Genomic DNA, 17,144 nt, shown 5'->3' with positions numbered 1-17,144 from the left:
CTGATGAATTGGCAGTATGTCTTGGGATTTCTGAGAGGTCCAGCCCCGAAATAAAGGTTTTCCGGCAGGTTGTTGCCCAAAAATCCCTGACCTTAGCGCCGCCAGAAGTCGGGGTTGAACAGCGCGATGATGGCAAGGGTTTCCATCCGGCCCAAGACCATCGCCGCGATCAGGATGGATTTGGCCTGAACGGACAGGTCGGCGTAGCTTGCGCCGTTATCCAGCGCCACGTTCACCAGCGGCCCCGTGGTCGATAGCGCCGCGATGGCGAAAATCACCGCGTTCTCGAAGCTGAGGCCTGCAAAGGCCAGCGCCACGACTACGGCGGCAATCGACAGCGCGAACAGCATGAAGAATATCCACGCGATAAATGCGCCCTCGCGGCGCATACCCCGCCCCAGCCTGCCGCCGCCACCGACTGATGACGGGTGGACCAGCCGCTCCATCTCGCGCAGCCCGTGTTTGTAGAGCGCGTAGAAGCGCAGCAGTTTCACCCCGCCCGCCGTGGTGGCCACCCCGCCCCCCATGATCGCCAACCCTGCAAGGATCAGCCCCGGTGTGGGCAGCGCGGACCAGTCCCGCGCGGCTTCCCAATCGGTCGAGACGAAGCCGGTGGTGGTCAGGAAGGATAGCACGGTGAACATGGCGCCCCAGAAGGCCCGCACCGAGGCGAGCACGTCGGCCTCCTCGTTGACTTCAATCGCGCCAATGAAATGGCGAAACCACAGGGCCAGCGGAACGACGACCACGAACACCAGCGCCACCCGCATTTCGGCGTCTTCCTTGAGGCTGGGCAGGTAGTGCTTGTCCAGCGGCAGGGCGATGGCCTGACGGGTGACGGCAACCAGCATGAAGGCAAAGATCACCACCTCGCCCGGCACCGACATTCCGACGTCAATCATGGTTTTCAACGGCAGGATGCCACTGGTCGACATGGTCGCCAGCGCGATCATCAACCCGTGGAAACTGCCGGTGCCGCAGATGACTTGCAGGAGCCAGATGATCACGGTCAGCGACAGATAAATCGGCAATATCTTCGCGGTGTAGCGCGCGATGCGCTGATTGGGTTCGGTCGCTTTTGCAAGTTGCGCGCCGGAGCCCGGACGCCCGCCGCCAGAGGCCGTCGGGCGCAGAACCTCAAACCCGCCTAGGGTCATCGGGGCCAGCACGGCGACGGCGGCCACAATCACCAGAAAACCGCCCATCCAGCCGACCAACCCGCGCCACAGATGCACCGGATCAGGCACGACGCGCGGGGTGTCCAGAATGGACGCGCCGGTGGTGGTGATACTGGAGACCATCTCGAAATAGGCGTTGAAGAATGACATCGAGGGCCGCGCCTCGTGCAGCGGGATGGCCAGCATGACGGGCAACACCAAAAACGCGGCGACAAGGGTCAGAAGCTGGCTGCGGGCGACGTTGCGGACGGGCTGGCGAAAGGTGGCCAGCGCGATCAGCGCGGATAGGGTCAAAAACAGGATGGCCCCGTAGAAAAACGGCTGTGCCACGCGGTGCTGGTTCAGCGAAAAGGCGTGGATGGCGGGGATCAACATGGCTGTGGCCCCTGCCCCCATCAGCTGCACAAACAAAGGCAGGCGGAGCAGCACGGGGATTGTTGAGGCTTTGGAAGTCTGGCCCATGATCAGAAGAAGTCGACCGAGACCTGCAACAGCCGCTCCACCTCCGGCACGTCGGCGGCCAGTGCGAAAATCACGATGATGTCGCCCTCCTCGATCCGTGTGCCACCTTCGGGGCGCACGATCTTTTGGCCCTTCTGGATCGCGCCGATCAGCACGCCTTCAGGGAAGTTCATGTCACGGATGCGCTGGCCGGAAATTGGCGATGTGGACAGCACTTGCGCTTCGATCACCTCGGCCTCGGCGTCGCCGATGGAGTAGATCTGGCGCACGCGGCCATGGCGGATATGGCGCAAGATTGACGACACGGTGGTGGCACGCGGGTTGATATAGGCGTCGACGTTCAGCGGCTCCATCAACGGCACCAGCGTCGGGTCGTTGACCAGCGCGATGGCCATGGGACAGCCTTCGGCCTTGGCGCGCACGGCGGCCAGCAGGTTGGTCTTGTCGTCATCGGTCACGCAGAGCACGGCGTCGGCGCGTTTGATGCCGGCCTCGTTCAGCAAGTCGGCGCTTAGCCCGTCGCCATGCAGCACGATGGTGCGCTCCAGCAGGTTGGCGGCGCGTTCGGCGATGGTGCGGTTCTTCTCGATCATCTTGGCGCGGATGCGGTCGGTGCGCGCCTCTAGTGCCTGAGCGACCGCAAGGCCGACATTGCCGCCGCCGATGATGACCACACGCTCTTGTTTGGACTGGGTCTTGCCGAAGATTTCCATGGTGCGCGGCACGTCTTCACGATGGGCGCAGACATAGACCTGATCGCCGTCAAACAGCTGGTCATTGGGGTCTGGCGAGAACAGCGTACCTTCACGCCGTACACCGACGACCACCGCGCGCAGGGTCGAGAACAACTCCGTCAACTGGCGCAGCGGCGTGTTAAGAACGGGGCAGTCTTCTTCAAGCTGGATGCCCAGCAATTGTGCCTGCCCCGACAGGAAGTTTTCGGTGTCAAAGGCCGCGGGGTCGGCAAGGCGTTGCAACGCGGCCTCGGCCACTTCCTTTTCGGGGCTGATCACCACGTCGATGGGCATGTGATCGCGGCGGTAGAGGTCGGAATAGATCGCGGTCAGATAGCTTTGCGAGCGCAGACGCGCGATCTTGCGGGGCACGGAAAAGGCCGAATGCGCCACCTGACAGGTGACCATGTTGACCTCGTCCGAATGGGTCGCGGCGATGATCATGTCGGCGTCGCGCGCGCCTGCACGGTCCAGCACGTCGGGGTAGCTGGCAAAACCGGTGATGCCTTGCACGTCCAGCGTCTCGGTGGCGCGGGCGACCAGTTCCGGGTTGTTGTCCACGACGGTGACGTCGTTTTTCTCGCTCGACAGGTGGCGGGCAATTTGCCAGCCGACCTGACCGGCCCCGCAGATGATAACCTTCATCAGATAAACCCCGTTAATTCGAGTGCCAAGGCATGGCAGATGGCCGAGCGCCGGTCAATTGGATAGCGCATGGCCGTTACGTGTCGGAACCCGTATCGGCCATGTCTTCGTCCTGTACCTGAGCCACCCGCGCCCCCGCTTTATTGGAGGTCACGACGCCCAGGGATTTGAGCTTGCGGTGCAAGGCGCTGCGCTCCATGCCCACAAAGGCGGCGGTGCGGGAGATATTGCCGCCAAAGCGGTTGATCTGGGTCATCAGATACTCGCGCTCGAACAATTCGCGGGCCTCGCGCAGGGGCAAGGTCGCCAGATTGCCGCCAATGGTCACGCCACTTTCGCTTGCGGGCGCGCCTTCGGATTGCGGCAGTTCCTTGGCTTCGATTTCGCCCTTGTCAGGGCCAAGGATCAGCACCCGCTCGATCACGTTCTTGAGTTGGCGGATGTTGCCGGGCCATTGCATGGTTTGCAGCAGGGTAACCGCGTCGTCGGCCAGTTTGCGCAGGGGCAATCCTTGCGATTTGTTGAAGGTCTCGATGAAATAGGAGGCCAGCGTCGGGATGTCCTCGCGACGCTCCTCAAGGTTTGGAACGGCGATCGGAACCACGTTCAGGCGGTGATACAGCTCCTCACGGAAGGTGCCTTCCTTGATCGCCGTCTCAAGGTCGCGGTTGGTCGAGGAAATCACCCTCAGATCGACGCGCACCATGTCGTTGCCGCCGACGCGCTGGAACTGCTGCTCCACCAGAACCCGCAGGATTTTGGACTGGGTGCCAAGGGGCATGTCCGCCACCTCGTCAAAGAAGATGATGCCGCCATGGGCTTGTTCCAACAGGCCCGGCTCGATGCCGCGTTCCTTGCTTTCGCGGCCGAATAGCACCTCTTCCATGCGCTCGGGCTCGACCGTTGCGCAGTTGACGGTGACGAACGGTGCCTGCGCACGGTTGGAATTGGCGTGGATATAGTGGGCGGCCACATCCTTGCCAGCCCCTGCCCCGCCGGTCAGCATCACGCGGCCATTGGAGCCTGTGACCTTGTCGAGCTGTGCCTGAAGTGTCTTGAAGGCGGAGCTTTCGCCGATGATTTCAGCCGATGCGACTTCGCCGCGTTTCAACTGGTTGTTCTCGCGACGCAGCCGCGAGGTTTCCATGGCGCGGGTGATCACGACCATCAGCTGGTCAATGTTGAACGGCTTTTCGATAAAGTCGTAAGCGCCTTGCTTGATGGCGGCGACGGCGATCTCGATATTGCCATGGCCGGAGATGATCACCACCGGCACATCTGGATTGTCGCGTTTGACGTGCTTGAGAATGTCGATCCCGTCCATGGCGCTGTCTTTGAGCCAGATGTCGAGGATCATCAGCGCCGGAGGCTCGGCGTTGATTTCGGCCATGCACGCCTCGGACGTGCCAGCCAGCCGCGTGGTAAACCCTTCATCAATGAGGATGTCCGAGATCAGCTCCCGAATGTCCCGCTCGTCGTCTACGATCAGAATATCGCCCATATTTCTGCTCCTTAATAAACGGCCCTCAGGCCACGTTTTTGCGTTTAGCGGCTGACAGGCGCGGCAGTTTTACCACTGCCTTTGCGCCCTGATGGCCTGTGTCGTCGAAGGGATCGGCGTCGCGCAGCACAAGACTGCCACCATGCTCTTCGATAATCTTCTTCACGATGGGCAGGCCAAGGCCGGTGCCCTTCGCGCGGGTGGTTACATACGGCTCGAACAGCCGCGCGCGGTCTTCCGGCAGACCGACGCCATTGTCCGAAATGGTCAATGTCACGTCCTTCTCGCTGGTTTTGACCGCCAGTTTGATTTGCGGCGTGTGGCCCTCCGGCGCGCCCGCTTCCTGATAGCTCTCGATCGCCTCGCCGGCGTTCTTGATCAGATTGGTCAGCGCCTGCCCGATCATCGTCTGGTCCAGTTCCGCGAGAATTTCTGGCTCGCTGCTGTCCAAAGTGATTTCAACGCCGGGCTGGCCGGACTGTTGAAGCACCACAGCGTCCTTGATCAGTTTCATCAGATCAGTCTCGCGCAGTTCGGGTTCCGGCATTCGCGCGAATTTCGAGAATTCGTCAACGATGCGCCGCAAATCGTTGGTTTGGCGGATAATCACGTCGGTGTATTGCTCTAGGCTTTCCAGTTGATCACCTGCAAGCGGGGTAAACTTACGCTTGAGCCGCTCGGCGGACAGCTGGATCGGAGTGAGCGGGTTCTTGATTTCATGGGCAATCCGGCGGGCCACATCGCCCCAGGCCGCCATCTTTTGCGCGCTGACCAGCTCCGACACGTCGTCAAAGGCCAACACGTAGCCTTCCAGATCGCCGTATTCGGAAGTCCGTGTGGCAATGCGCACAAGCAGGCTTTCCAACTGGCCCCGGCGGGTGACCTTGATCTCTTCTTGCGCTGTTTCAGCACCGGTTTCGATCAGGTTGGTCAGCACCGATCCGAATTCCGGCACCACGTCATCCAAGGTCGATGAAAGGTCGGTCTCGTCCTCCAGATCAAGCAGGCGCAAGGCGGACCGGTTCATGAATGTGATCTGGTTGTCTGCGTCGAGGCCAATCACCCCGGCGGTCACCGAGGATAGCACCGAGTCAAACAGTCGGCGGCGACGCTCAATTTGTTCGTTCGTGCTGAGCAGCGTGTCTCTTTGGACTTTAAGTTCGCGGGTCATCTGATTGAAAAGACGCCCCAAAAGGGCAATCTCGTCGTCGCTTTTCGCCTCGATGACCTGCACATCCAGATCTCCCGCGCCGACCCTTTGCGCGGCACTTGCAAGCTGGCCAACAGGCCGCGCAAGGCGTTCCGCAAACCACAGGCCAAGCCAGATTGCGGCGAGGATCAGGATCAAAGCAAAGCCCAGATAGATCAGACCGAACTCGAACAGCAGCCTGCCCCGGTCGTTTTCCAATTGCTGATACAGACGGACGGTTTCTTGCGTTTGATCCAGCAAGCTGAGGATTTCGCCGTCCACCGTGCGACTGATATAGAGATAGCGGTCGGGATAGGCGGTCAGGCGCAACAGGGACCGGAACTCGTTATTCGGCCAGTCTTCGATGACCACGGGTTTATTGTTCTGCGCTTCCTTGAACGCGGCTTCCGGCACCGGCTCGAAATCGAAGCGGTACGATCGGTTGCCGCGCGCTTTGAGGTTGCCGGCCCCGTCGACAATAAACGCTTCTTTCAACCCGCGCTGCACTTGTTCCTGCGCTTGGGTCAACACCTGCCGGAGGTCAGAATCTGAAATGAAATTCGTGGTTTGCTTGGCGATATTCATGTAACCCGCCAGACGCAATGCGTCCTCGCTGAGGTCGTCATGCTGCTCTTGCTCATAGGCCTGCGCGGCAGATAGTGAAGTGCCGACGACGTTTCTTACACGATCCGAAAACCAGCCCTCCAAGCCGAAATTGAGGGTCACCACTGCAAAAATTGCCACCAGAATGGTCGGGATCAGGGCGACGAGGGCAAAAACCCCTGTGAGGCGCAAATGCAACTGCGATCCGGCAGAATTGGCACGGCGGGAAGCGACAATTTTCCCGACCTTCTGCGCCACCAGCGTGGCCACGGCGAGGACGTAGACCAGATCGGCCAAAAGGATCAGGCGGATGCCGTGGGATGTCGGGTCCAACTCGAACGGGCCAAGACCCATATAGGTCAGAACGGCCAGCACAGGACCCATTGCAACAAGCCCGAAGGTGGCAAAATTCTGCACCCGGCGTTGCTTGCGCAACCGATTCAGCCTGTCCCAAGTCGCAGCGCGACTGTGGTTCCCGTTTTGGGTTTTCATCTGTTTTCTTACCGCCTTGCCACGTCTTGTTGATGTGATCGTTGGACCGTCCATGCGGCTCAATCGTCACGGTGACTGTTGCGGTTTTACATCAACTTGCGGCGCCGTGTCACGCGAATATCGAGGTCTGTCACCTTTTTTCTCAAGGTATTGCGGTTGATGCCAAGTAAATCGGCACATTTAGCCTGATTTCCACCTGTGGCTTCCAAGGCGATTTCCATCAATGGCAGCTCCACCTCGCGCAAAATGCGCTGGTACAGGCCGGGTGGTGGCAGCACGCCGCCATGCAGATCGAAGTAGCGCCGCAGATGGAGGGCGACCGACGCAGATAACTTGTCGGCCGTGGCACCACCCATCAAGGGTTCGGTCTCGGGCTGACTGCCGAGAACCTGCTCGACATCGCTGCGCCCGATCTCGTCCTCGGCGGCGGTGACCATCAAACGGCGCACGGTGTTTTCCAGCTGCCGCACATTGCCGGGCCAGCTGTAAGTGCGCACCATTTCCAACGCATCGTTGGAAAATTGTCGCGAAGGTGTGCCGTCGCGTTCAGCTTTCAGCAAGAAATGCTGGGTTAGAAGCGGAATATCTTCGACTCGTTCGCGCAAGGAGGGCACGTTCACAGTCACGCCGCAAAGGCGATAAAACAGGTCTTGCCGGAAGTCACCGGATTCCATTTTGGCCATCAGGTCCTGCTGTGATGTCGCCAGAATGCGCGGTGCGTCATCCGTTAAGCTGTCGAGCATCCGTACGATGCGCGCTTGGGCGTCGCCATCAAGATCGGACACTTCGTCAAACAGGATCGAGCCACCACGGGCGCGGCTGAGCATGGTTGCAGGCCCCTCCATCGCGGCCAGATCACTGGGCGTGGCGGTCACCAGCGGCAGATTGCGCCTGTCGGAAAAGTCATGAATGGCGCGGGCGATCAGGCTCTTGCCAGTGCCGTTTTCGCCGGTGATCATCACCGACAGATCGGTGTTCATCACGCGGGCCACCAGACGGTAGAGCTCCTGCATGGCCGGTGTACGGCCCACCAAGGGCAAGTCGCTGCCTTCGCTGCTGGGCTCGTCCGCGTTGCGCGGTTTGGAGACGACCCGCTTGCGGTCCAGCGCACGCGCCGAGCGCTTCATCAGATCTGGCAGGTCGAATGGTTTGGGTAGATAGTCATAGGCATCAGCCTCGGTCGCCTGAATGGCGGTCATGATCGTGTTTTGAGCCGAGATAATGATCACCGGCAAGGACGGACGCTGGTCGCGAATGGCGGGTAGCATTTCCAGTCCGTTCCCGTCCGGCATCATCACGTCGGAGATTACCAGATCGCCCTTCCCCTCTCCGACCCACCGCATCAGCGTGGTCAGCGACGAGGTGGCGTGAACCTTGCACCCTGCCCGCGTCAGCGCTTGGGTTAAAACAGTGCGAATGGTGCGGTCGTCATCTGCGACAAGTACGGTGCCGTCCATGGGTCAGGTGCTCTCTTTCGGGTGGGTCATAGGTCGTGCTGTTTCGGGGCGACGGGCAGCGAGATGCGGAACACTGTGCGCCCGGGAACGGAGGAGACGGAAATCCAGCCGTCATGCTCCGAGATGATTTTCGAGACCAGCGCCAGCCCAAGGCCGGTTCCGTTTTCGCGGCCAGAGACGAATGGCTCGAACACCTCGCCTACAAGGTCTTGCGGCAGTCCGGGGCCGTCGTCGATGATTTCGACCTGTAACGGCACTGCGGCGCGGGTGCCGTCGGGGCGCTCCACGCGCAGGGACATCTCGTAAAAGGTGCGGATTTCGATCGTGCCGCCGGATTTGTCTGCGGCCTCCGATGCGTTTTTCAGCAGGTTCTGGAAGACCTGAAGCAGTTGGTCGGAATCGGCAAAGGTGGACGGCAGCGACGGGTCGTAGTTTTCCTTGATCTTCATATGTGCAGCAAAGCCTACGGCGGCGCTTTTTTGCGCGCGATCAAGTACATCATGAAGGTTAACGGCGGTGCGCATGGGCGGGCGCAGATTGCCGAACTGTTCGACTTGTTCGAGCAGTTTCACCACACGGCGGGATTCCTCGACGATCAGATCGGTCAACTCAACGTCATCGCCGCTCAGGTTCATACCCAGCAACTGCGCGGCACCGGTAATGCCAGCCAGCGGGTTCTTGATTTCATGGGCCAGCATTTCGGCCATGCCGATGGCAGAACGGGCCGCACTTTTGGATTGCAGGTCGCGGCCCATTTTATGGGCGATCTCGCGCGGCTCAAGCAGGATCATGATGTAGCCGGGGCGATCGACGATGGTGGTCAACTGCACGTTGCATTGCACAGGGGGCTTTTCGCCCGACCCGACATCGACCGTGTTCACAAACAGGGCAGAATTGTCTCGACGCACACGGGTGACGGCTTCGTCCAGTGGCGCGTCGACATGCAGCTTGTCCCAGACCGGAGCGCCGCGCAGGGATTTGGCGGAGGCGTTCATGAAGGTCTCGCCCGCCGGATTGATCTCGGCGATGTTGCTTTGGCCGTCGATGACCAAACACGGGATCGGAAGCGAAATCCACAAGGTGTCAAAGAAGCTGGCGGTCATGCGGCGGCCCCGTTTTGCAGTGCCAGCGGCAGCAACTTGAGGACATGTGCGGCGGATTTTGCGGTGAGCACCTCGCGGCGCTGCGGGGCGGCGGTTCCTGCCACGTCCATATACCAGCCTAAATGCTTGCGGGAGACGCGCAGCCCAAGCTCGGGGCCGTAGAAATCGAGCATGTCCTCGTAATGTGCCGCGACCATATCGGCCAGCGCGGTGCCTTTCGGGACGTTCGGCGCGTCGGTGCCATGAAGCTTGTGCGCCACCTGTGCCAAAGCCCAAGGGCGGCCCTGTGCGCCCCGCCCGATCATCACCCCGTCCGCGCCGGACGCGTCGAGGGCGGTGAAAGCCGTGGCGGCATCTGTTATATCGCCATTTGCCACGACGGGGATGGTGACCGCGTCCTTTACCGCGCGGATGGCTGTCCAGTCAGCGCGGCCTTTGTAGAACTGGCAGCGGGTGCGGCCATGGATTGTGATCATCTGGATCCCTGAATCCTGTGCACGGATCGCCAGCGTCGGCGCGTTCAGCAGCGCGTCATCCCAGCCAAGGCGGGTTTTGAGCGTCACGGGAATGTCCACCGCCGCGACCACCGCGTCGATCAGCGTCAAGGCGTGGTCGAGGTCTTTGAGCAGCGCGGAGCCGGAATAGCCGTTGGTGACCTTCTTGGCGGGGCAACCCATGTTGATGTCGATAACGCGGGCGCCGTTTGCGGCGACGACACGGGCGGCCTCGGCCATCCAGCGGGCTTCGCGGCCCGCGAGTTGCACGGAGGTGTTGGCAAATTCCATGCCCAGCTCGGCCTTTTCGCGCACGCCCGGTTTGGCCTGCACCATTTCCTGACTGGCGACCATTTCCGACACCACCAGCCCCGCGCCGAAGCTCGACACAAGCTTGCGGAACGGCAAATCGGTGATCCCCGCCAAAGGGGCGAGCAATACCGGAGGGTCGATCTGATGATTTGCCAGTTGGATGTGCAAACGCCTAATCCTTGTGCATTTGATCACTTGGCTACCCGCTTCGCAGGGTGCTGGCAACGTGTGGGGCAAGGGAATTCGCGATAACACGCCGCTTTATTTGAGTTTGCCTAAAAATTAGGCGGTGGTAACGGGGGCATTGTTCTCCGGACGCGCACATCATAGACAAATTTCATGGATTTGAACCGCCCCTCTGTGGCCGCCGTGATCGTGGCGGCAGGTCGTGGCACCCGCGCGGGTGGCGAAATTGCCAAGCAATGGCAAGCGCTTGGGCGTCGTCGCGTCATCGACTGGACCTGCGCCGCCTTCGCCGCGCACCCGTTTGTGGACGAAATTGTCTTGGTCGTCCCTAACGACGCGCCTGCGGACTGGATGCCGGACGGGGTTTGCGTGGTCGTTGGTGGGGATACCCGTGACGCCTCGGTCCTGAACGGGTTGCAGACTGTCGAGGACCGCTTTGATCTGGTGCTGATCCATGACGGCGCGCGGCCTTTGGTGAGCGCTGACGTTATTGACGGCGTGTTAGATGCGTTGGGCGAAGCACAAGGCGCGGCCCCTGCCTTGGCGGTGACGGATGCGCTGTGGCGCGGTGACGGCGGCAAAGTTTCCGGTACGCAGGACCGCACCGATTTATACCGCGCACAGACCCCGCAAGGGTTTCATCTGGCGGACATTCTGGCGGCGCACCGCGCACATACCGGAGGCGCGGCCGATGACGTGGAAATCGCCCGCGCGGCGGGCTTGGACGTGGTCATCGTGGCAGGCAGCGAGCGGAACCTGAAGATTACCACGCCCGAGGATTTCGCGCGGGCCGAGCAATATATGGAGAACACCGTGGATATACGGGTTGGCAACGGGTTTGATGTGCACCGCTTCGGAGACGGCGATCATGTGATGCTGTGCGGGGTCGAGGTGCCGCATGGACGCGGGCTGCAAGGCCACTCGGACGCCGATGTGGGACTACATACCATCACGGACGCGATTTACGGCGCCTTGGCGCAAGGCGACATCGGGCAGCACTTCCCGCCAAGCGATCCGCAATGGAAAGGCATGGCCAGCCATGTGTTTCTGGAACACGCGCGGGATCTGGCGGGCGAGATGGGGTTTGCGATCTCCAACGTGGATTGCACGCTGATCTGCGAGGAGCCGAAGATCGGGCCGCATGCTTTAAAAATGCGTCAGAAGGTGTCGGAACTGCTGGATATTTCGCTGGACCGTGTAAGTGTCAAAGCCACCACCTCCGAGCAGCTGGGCTTTACCGGCAGGCGCGAGGGCATTGCCTGCATGGCGTCTGCCACGCTGATTAAAGGATAGCTGAATGTTCTCTGTCTCGAAATTCTGGGCGACCTTCTTCTATGTGGGCCTGTTGCGCCCTGCCCCCGGCACTTGGGGCTCGGCGGCAGCGGTGATCGCGGCGTGGGGCATCGTGGAATGGCGTGGCTACACGGCGCTGGCGGCGCTGACGGTGATCATGTTCGTTCTGGGCTGGTACGTCACCGCGCTGGAGACCAAAGGCAAGGACGACCACGACCCCTCCGAGATTGTGATCGACGAGGTCGTGGGACAGTGGATCGCGCTTTTGCCCCTCGCCGTCGGCCTGAGCCATTCCGGCGCGTCGTTCTGGACCCTGTGGCCCGGCGTGGTGACGGCGTTTATCGCGTTCCGGTTGTTCGACATCTGGAAACCCGGCCCCGTGGGTTGGGCGGACCGCAAGGAAGGGCCGTTGGGCGTGATGCTGGACGACGTGATTGCGGGCCTGCTGGCGGCCATCGTCGTGGCAATTGGCGCGTGGCTGGCCCATGGCTGACGCGGCACAGGTCTTGCAGGCGGCGCGCGCCAAAGGCTGGCGCATCGCCACAGCGGAAAGCTGCACGGGCGGCCTGATCGCGGGGGCTTTGACCGAAATTGCAGGATCATCGGACGTGGTGGAGTGCGGGTTTGTGACCTATTCCAACGCGGCCAAGCAAAAGATGCTGGGCGTGACCGAGACGTCGCTGGAAGCGCATGGCGCGGTGTCCGAACAGGTCGCGCGGGAAATGGCGGAAGGCGCGTTAAGGGCCTCCGGCGTAGAACTGGCGGTGTCCGTGACGGGGATTGCGGGACCGGGTGGCTCGGAGTTCAAACCCGAAGGCATGGTGTGCTTCGGCGTGGCAACGGCGCGTGGTGTTGTGACCGAAACCGTGCAGTTCGGCCCGCTTGGACGGGCGCAGGTGCGACAGGCGACTGTGACACACGCGCTGGATTCGTTGCTGAAAGCTGCGCTTTCGTAACCGCCCTATTTCAAAGCATCGCCCGTGGTTTCAGCCTAAAAATGTAGCACTACTGGAATCGCTCAGGTTTTCAGCAGTGCGCGGGCCACTTGCCTCTTTATGTCGCGCCCGCTGCCCTGTTTCTCCCCTGTAACGGATAAATACGAGGGATGAACTCATGAACGGAGCGGATACCGCCTGGATACTCGTCGCAACAGCCTTGGTGTTGTTTATGACCCTGCCGGGGCTTGCCTTGTTTTATGGCGGGCTTGTGCGGGCACGAAACGTGCTCAGCGTCTTTATGCAATGTTTCTCGATCGCCTGTGTGATGAGCATCCTGTGGCTCGTCGCCGGTTATTCCATCGCTTTCGGCGAAGGCAACGCGTTTTGGGGTGGCTTGGATAAGGCGTTCCTGAACGGTGTGACAGCGGACAGCCTGTCGGGGACGATCCCCGAAGTGCTGTTCTTTGCGTTTCAGATGACCTTCGCCATCATCACCCCTGCCCTGATCGTCGGCGCCTATGTGGAACGGATCAGCTACGCGTTCATCATGGTGTTCTCGTCGCTGTGGATGCTGATCTGCTACGCTCCGGTGGCGCATTGGATCTGGGGCGGCGGCTTGCTGGCAGGCGCGGAATGGTCGCTGTTTGAAGACGGCGTCAACGATTTTGCGGGCGGCATCGTGGTGCACCAGACCGCAGGCATTGCAGCGTTGATCCTTGCGGTCTTCCTTGGGCCGCGCCGCAAGGCCACCACCCCGCCGCATAATCCCGGCATGGTGATGATCGGGGCGGCGATGTTGTGGGTCGGCTGGTTCGGCTTCAACGGCGGCTCGCAACTGGCGGCGGATGGCGGTGCGGCGATGGCGATCACGGTCACGCATATCTCGGCAGCGATGGCGTCTATAACTTGGGCCGCTTGGGAGCGGTTCCGGTTTGGCAAAGCGTCGCTGGTCGGCATGGTGACCGGTACGATTGCGGGGCTGGCGTCGATCACGCCTGCCTCCGGCTCGGTCGGGCCGATGGAGGCCATGCTGATTGGCGGCGTCGCGGGTATCATGTGCCAAGAGCTATGCGGCGTGGTGAAGAACCTCCTCAAAATCGACGATACGCTGGACGTTTTTGCGGTGCATGGTGTGGGCGGTATCTTCGGCATCATTATGCTGGCGGTGTTCGGTCACGCAAGCTGGACCGCGCAACTGGGCGGGTTGCTGGTCGTTGGCATCTGGACGGCTGTTGTGACCGCCGGTTTGGTGGTTCTGGTCAGGATGATCCTGCCAATCCGCGTGTCGGAAGAGGACGAAATCACCGGTTTGGACCTCGCGTCGCATGGGGAACGGGCTTACGAGCTGACCTCCTAAGCTGAAATATCTAAACAAATTCAATGAGGGCGCGGGAAACTGCGCCCTTTTTTGTGTTTTTCGACTGATAATACTTGAAAGCGCGCCAGCAATACCCAAATATGTAAATGTAAATAACATTCACATAAAGGAGCGACAGATGACCCCTACCCCAACAGCCACCCACACGATGCCCCGCATGGGCTGGTTCGCCCGGGCTGAAGCCTGGCTGGACGAGCGCGGTAAGGGCGCATGGATCGCAGCCATGGTCTTTGGCTTTATCTTCGTGTGGCCCGTTGGCCTCGCCATTCTTGCATATATGATCTGGAGCAAACGCATGTTCAACTCTTCCTGCCGCAGCCGCGCCATGGCGCACCGTTCTAGCCACGGGTTCAAAACCTCCGGCAACACAGCGTTTGATTCCTACAAGGCAGACATGCTGAAACGCCTTGAGGATGAGCAGCACGCGTTCGAGACCTTCTTGGAGCGTCTGCGTGAGGCCAAGGACAAATCTGAGTTCGACGCCTTCATGGATGAGCGTGCAGACGCCGCTAAATCCAGCGAAGACGCCTGAACCTACCCGCTGCGCCCCTGTTCGGGGCGCGGCACCCCCTTTTAAATCCGGAGACGCACCCCCATGTCTTTCACTATGAATGACACCTTCGACGCCCTGCCCGACCCGCACACCCAGCCCGCCTTTTATGAAGGCGTCGGCGTTAAACGCCTGTTGGCGTGGGTCGTGGATACGGTTCTGATCGGCATAATTGCTGCCGTGATCGCCAGCATCCCGCTGTTTTTGCTATGGTTCGTGTTCCCGCTGGTGTTTTTGGTGGTGTCTCTGGTCTACCGCATCGGCTCGATCCGGGCGGCCTCGGCCACACCGGGCATGCGCTTGTTCAACATTGAGTTGCGCGCCCATGACGGCCAGCGACTGGACGGGTCTGCGGCGGCTTTGCACACCATTGCCTTCATGATCGCCAGCGCCTTCTTCATCCCGCAAATTGCATCGGTGTTTTTGATGCTGATGACCGAACGCGGGCAAGGTCTGCATGACATGTTTACCGGCGTCGTGGCGATCAACGCGCCCAGCCGGTACTAAAGAGACCTTTTCTCCGCACAGTTCAAAGAAATGACGGCTGTGCGGAGACCCTCCCCAAAAAGCATTTGTGAGTCGCGAGGGGCATTGGTAGGCTCTGGTCGAACTGCTCTTGCCCGAGGCTCCATGCGCCACACACTACCCATTGCCCCCCAGTTCTACGTAACGGCCCCGCAGGCCTGCCCGTATCTGGACAAACGCCGCGAACGCAAGTTGTTCACGGCGTTGCAGGGCGAGCACGCGAATACCTTGAACAATACCCTGAGCAAGCAAGGCTTCCGGCGGTCCCAGAACGTGCTGTACCGCCCGTCTTGCGCTGATTGTTCCGCCTGTTTGTCGGCCCGCATCCGAGTGGCCGATTTCAAGCCAAGCCGGAGCCAGCGCAGGTGCCTGAACCGCAACAAGGTGCTGGAGCGCGAAGCGACATCGCCTTGGGCCACGGAAGAGCAATACGAGCTGTTCCGCCGCTATCTGGATTCGCGTCATGCCGATGGCGGCATGGCAGATATGGATATTTTCGAGTTCGCCGCGATGATCGAGGAGACGCCGGTCAAAAGCCGCGTCATCGAATATTGGGACCGCTCCGGCGATAGTCCCGAGCTGATTGCGACCTGCTTGACTGATGTGCTCGATGACGGGTTGTCGATGGTCTATTCGTTCTACGACCCCGATTGGGCGCGCAATTCGCTTGGCAGCTATATCATTCTGGATCATGTGCGGATCGCGCAAGAAGCGGGCCTGCCCTATGTCTATTTGGGCTACTGGGTGCCCGGCTCCCCGAAGATGGGCTACAAGGCCGGTTTCGGCGCGCTGGAGATTTTCCGCGGCGGGGCATGGCAGTCGATGACTGACGCCGAGGACTATGACGAGGACACGCACCCGCTATCCGTGGACCCGATCGCCGAACAGGTCGCCCGCATCAGCCTGCCCGACACCCGCGCCCCGAAAGAATGAGCCGGCATATCTCGGCCTTCGCCATTGTGGTGCCGAGCTATGATGACGGGATTGCATTCTATGTGAAGCGCGCTGGCTTTTCCCTGATTGAAGACACCAACATGGGCGACGGGAAGCGGTGGGTGTTGATTGCCCCCTCGCCCGACGCCGAGACCCGCATTTTGCTGGCGGAGGCCAAGGGAGACACGCAGGTCGCTGCCATTGGCAACCAAACCGGCGGGCGTGTCGGGTTCTTCCTGCACAGCGATGATTTCGACGCCGACTTTCAACAGATGTCAGCCGCAGGCGTCATCTTCGAGGAAGCCCCGCGTGACGAGCCTTACGGCAAGGTTGCCGTGTGGCGGGATCCTTGGGGCAACCGGTGGGATTTGCTCCAGCTGAAATCCTAGCCCGTACCGGTGGCTTTGGGATCGCCCAATTCCGAACAGCGATCCGACAGGGCATTGATATCCAGTATCGTGATGCCCGCTTTGGTCAACTCGATGATCCCGCGATCACGCAAACGCCCGAGCTCCTTGTTCACGGTTTGACGCGAACAGCCCGTGACATCCGCCAGATAACCTTGGCTTTCCGTGAACACGGTGCCGTCTTGCGACAGCTTTTCCAGATAGACGCAGATTTTCTGCTCTGCGCTGAAGAACTGGTCGACAGACTTGAACCGGTTGTCATGGGAAAGGACGTCGTGCAAATCGGCTGCAAAATTCCGGACGAACACCTTGGAGGTCATTTTCTTGATCAGGTCGGAGCGTCGGCAAACAAGAACTGTGGTGTCGGACAGTGCTTTACAGGTTCCCGCACAGGGGCGCTCTGACAGGGTTTCGACCATCCCCAAAACATTGCCGGAAAAGGCGTGGTAAATGATCGAGTGATGCCCCGTTTCATTCACATAGCTGACCTCGATGCGACCCTCCGCGACGATCAACATGCTATCGGTTTGCTCGCCTTGGCAAAGCATGGTTTCGCCAGCTTTGAAGGTACGGCGTTTGCAGCTGTCGAGAAAAAACTCCTGCGTTTCGCGCGGCAGGTCGCAAAGGAGGTTGGCGTTTAGCAGATGCGGGAAGCGAGCAGAATTTCTCAAGGCCAATTGCTACCTTTTAGGGTCCTATCCCGCTCAAAATGCCTGACTTGACGCATCCGAAGCAAGAAAATGGGGAAACAAATCACTCGTTAC

At 60.4% G+C, this 17,144-nt stretch carries 16 protein-coding genes; 8 read left to right on the top strand and 8 right to left on the bottom strand.

The features are described 5' to 3' along the window. Window positions 1–92: 92 nt before the first annotated feature. The 7 genes from BUB72_RS05780 to dusB form a co-directional block, all read right to left on the bottom strand. Complete coding sequence (locus BUB72_RS05780; protein ID WP_073141529.1) at window positions 93–1,640, bottom strand: potassium transporter TrkG; 1,548 nt, start codon at window positions 1,638–1,640, stop codon at window positions 93–95. A 2-nt stretch (window positions 1,641–1,642) separates the two neighbouring features. Continuing rightward, the gene (gene trkA / locus BUB72_RS05775) at window positions 1,643–3,019 is read right to left on the bottom strand and encodes a Trk system potassium transporter TrkA (RefSeq protein ID WP_073141527.1); all 1,377 of its coding nucleotides are present in this window, start codon (window positions 3,017–3,019) and stop codon (window positions 1,643–1,645) included. A gap of 76 nt (window positions 3,020–3,095) precedes the next feature. Then, on the bottom strand, window positions 3,096–4,520 hold the full coding sequence (gene ntrX, locus BUB72_RS05770) for a nitrogen assimilation response regulator NtrX (protein ID WP_073141525.1): 1,425 nt from the start codon (window positions 4,518–4,520) through the stop codon (window positions 3,096–3,098). A gap of 25 nt (window positions 4,521–4,545) precedes the next feature. Next, window positions 4,546–6,804 carry a sensor histidine kinase NtrY-like gene (locus tag BUB72_RS05765; RefSeq protein ID WP_073141523.1) on the bottom strand — a complete coding sequence of 753 codons (2,259 nt, stop codon included), beginning with the start codon at window positions 6,802–6,804 and terminating at the stop codon, window positions 4,546–4,548. A gap of 86 nt (window positions 6,805–6,890) precedes the next feature. After that, complete coding sequence (locus BUB72_RS05760; RefSeq protein WP_073141520.1) at window positions 6,891–8,261, bottom strand: response regulator; 1,371 nt, start codon at window positions 8,259–8,261, stop codon at window positions 6,891–6,893. A 26-nt stretch (window positions 8,262–8,287) separates the two neighbouring features. Then, on the bottom strand, window positions 8,288–9,364 hold the full coding sequence (locus tag BUB72_RS05755; protein WP_073141518.1) for a two-component system sensor histidine kinase NtrB: 1,077 nt from the start codon (window positions 9,362–9,364) through the stop codon (window positions 8,288–8,290). After that, on the bottom strand, window positions 9,361–10,338 hold the full coding sequence (gene dusB / locus BUB72_RS05750; protein ID WP_073141516.1) for a tRNA dihydrouridine synthase DusB: 978 nt from the start codon (window positions 10,336–10,338) through the stop codon (window positions 9,361–9,363). The genes BUB72_RS05755 and dusB overlap by 4 nt, the downstream gene beginning before the upstream one ends. 171 nt (window positions 10,339–10,509) lie before the next feature. Between dusB and BUB72_RS05745 the strand changes: the two genes are divergently transcribed. The 8 genes from BUB72_RS05745 (at window position 10,510) to BUB72_RS05710 (ending at window position 16,362) form a co-directional block, all read left to right on the top strand. Next, window positions 10,510–11,649 carry a bifunctional 2-C-methyl-D-erythritol 4-phosphate cytidylyltransferase/2-C-methyl-D-erythritol 2,4-cyclodiphosphate synthase gene (locus BUB72_RS05745; protein ID WP_073141514.1) on the top strand — a complete coding sequence of 380 codons (1,140 nt, stop codon included), beginning with the start codon at window positions 10,510–10,512 and terminating at the stop codon, window positions 11,647–11,649. A gap of 4 nt (window positions 11,650–11,653) precedes the next feature. Then, the gene (locus BUB72_RS05740; RefSeq protein WP_073141511.1) at window positions 11,654–12,142 is read left to right on the top strand and encodes a phosphatidylglycerophosphatase A family protein; all 489 of its coding nucleotides are present in this window, start codon (window positions 11,654–11,656) and stop codon (window positions 12,140–12,142) included. Continuing rightward, complete coding sequence (locus BUB72_RS05735) at window positions 12,135–12,605, top strand: CinA family protein (RefSeq protein ID WP_073141509.1); 471 nt, start codon at window positions 12,135–12,137, stop codon at window positions 12,603–12,605. The genes BUB72_RS05740 and BUB72_RS05735 overlap by 8 nt, the downstream gene beginning before the upstream one ends. 157 nt (window positions 12,606–12,762) lie before the next feature. Beyond that, a complete protein-coding gene (locus tag BUB72_RS05730) occupies window positions 12,763–13,944 on the top strand; it encodes an ammonium transporter (protein WP_073141507.1) in 1,182 nt (393 codons plus the stop codon). 139 nt (window positions 13,945–14,083) lie between these two features. Continuing rightward, entirely contained in the window at window positions 14,084–14,497 is a 414-nt protein-coding gene (locus BUB72_RS05725) for a DUF2852 domain-containing protein (protein WP_073141505.1), read from the top strand. A gap of 75 nt (window positions 14,498–14,572) precedes the next feature. Then, entirely contained in the window at window positions 14,573–15,022 is a 450-nt protein-coding gene (locus tag BUB72_RS05720) for an RDD family protein (protein WP_073141762.1), read from the top strand. Window positions 15,023–15,145: 123 nt separating this feature from the next. Then, window positions 15,146–15,973: an arginyltransferase gene (locus tag BUB72_RS05715; RefSeq protein ID WP_073141502.1), complete on the top strand. Its 828-nt coding sequence runs from the start codon at window positions 15,146–15,148 to the stop codon at window positions 15,971–15,973. Next, window positions 15,970–16,362 carry a VOC family protein gene (locus BUB72_RS05710; protein ID WP_073141500.1) on the top strand — a complete coding sequence of 131 codons (393 nt, stop codon included), beginning with the start codon at window positions 15,970–15,972 and terminating at the stop codon, window positions 16,360–16,362. The genes BUB72_RS05715 and BUB72_RS05710 overlap by 4 nt, the downstream gene beginning before the upstream one ends. Here the strand turns inward: BUB72_RS05710 and BUB72_RS05705 are convergent. After that, window positions 16,359–17,051, bottom strand: coding sequence for a Crp/Fnr family transcriptional regulator (locus BUB72_RS05705; RefSeq protein WP_139250613.1), 693 nt, complete (start codon window positions 17,049–17,051; stop codon window positions 16,359–16,361). The two genes, BUB72_RS05710 and BUB72_RS05705, sit on opposite strands and share 4 nt — an antisense overlap. Between the last annotated feature and the right edge of the window lie 93 nt (window positions 17,052–17,144).

The sequence above is a fragment of the Litoreibacter ascidiaceicola genome, assembly GCF_900129235.1.
Taxonomy (GTDB): Bacteria; Pseudomonadota; Alphaproteobacteria; order Rhodobacterales; family Rhodobacteraceae; genus Litoreibacter; species Litoreibacter ascidiaceicola.
The sequence above is the reverse complement of the archived record's forward strand: the minus strand, read 5'-3'. Positions and strand labels throughout refer to the sequence as shown.

Coding starts and splice junctions, on each gene's coding strand:
- BUB72_RS05715 (WP_073141502.1), top strand. CDS start 15,146: ATGCGCCACACACTACCCATTGCCCCCCAGTTCTACGTAACGGCCCCG.
- BUB72_RS05735 (WP_073141509.1), top strand. CDS start 12,135: ATGGCTGACGCGGCACAGGTCTTGCAGGCGGCGCGCGCCAAAGGCTGG.
- ntrX (WP_073141525.1), bottom strand. CDS start 4,520: ATGGGCGATATTCTGATCGTAGACGACGAGCGGGACATTCGGGAGCTG.
- BUB72_RS05720 (WP_073141762.1), top strand. CDS start 14,573: ATGAATGACACCTTCGACGCCCTGCCCGACCCGCACACCCAGCCCGCC.
- BUB72_RS05780 (WP_073141529.1), bottom strand. CDS start 1,640: ATGGGCCAGACTTCCAAAGCCTCAACAATCCCCGTGCTGCTCCGCCTG.
- BUB72_RS05730 (WP_073141507.1), top strand. CDS start 12,763: ATGAACGGAGCGGATACCGCCTGGATACTCGTCGCAACAGCCTTGGTG.
- BUB72_RS05745 (WP_073141514.1), top strand. CDS start 10,510: ATGGATTTGAACCGCCCCTCTGTGGCCGCCGTGATCGTGGCGGCAGGT.
- BUB72_RS05725 (WP_073141505.1), top strand. CDS start 14,084: ATGACCCCTACCCCAACAGCCACCCACACGATGCCCCGCATGGGCTGG.
- BUB72_RS05760 (WP_073141520.1), bottom strand. CDS start 8,261: ATGGACGGCACCGTACTTGTCGCAGATGACGACCGCACCATTCGCACT.
- BUB72_RS05755 (WP_073141518.1), bottom strand. CDS start 9,364: ATGACCGCCAGCTTCTTTGACACCTTGTGGATTTCGCTTCCGATCCCG.
- BUB72_RS05765 (WP_073141523.1), bottom strand. CDS start 6,804: ATGAAAACCCAAAACGGGAACCACAGTCGCGCTGCGACTTGGGACAGG.
- trkA (WP_073141527.1), bottom strand. CDS start 3,019: ATGAAGGTTATCATCTGCGGGGCCGGTCAGGTCGGCTGGCAAATTGCC.
- BUB72_RS05740 (WP_073141511.1), top strand. CDS start 11,654: ATGTTCTCTGTCTCGAAATTCTGGGCGACCTTCTTCTATGTGGGCCTG.
- BUB72_RS05710 (WP_073141500.1), top strand. CDS start 15,970: ATGAGCCGGCATATCTCGGCCTTCGCCATTGTGGTGCCGAGCTATGAT.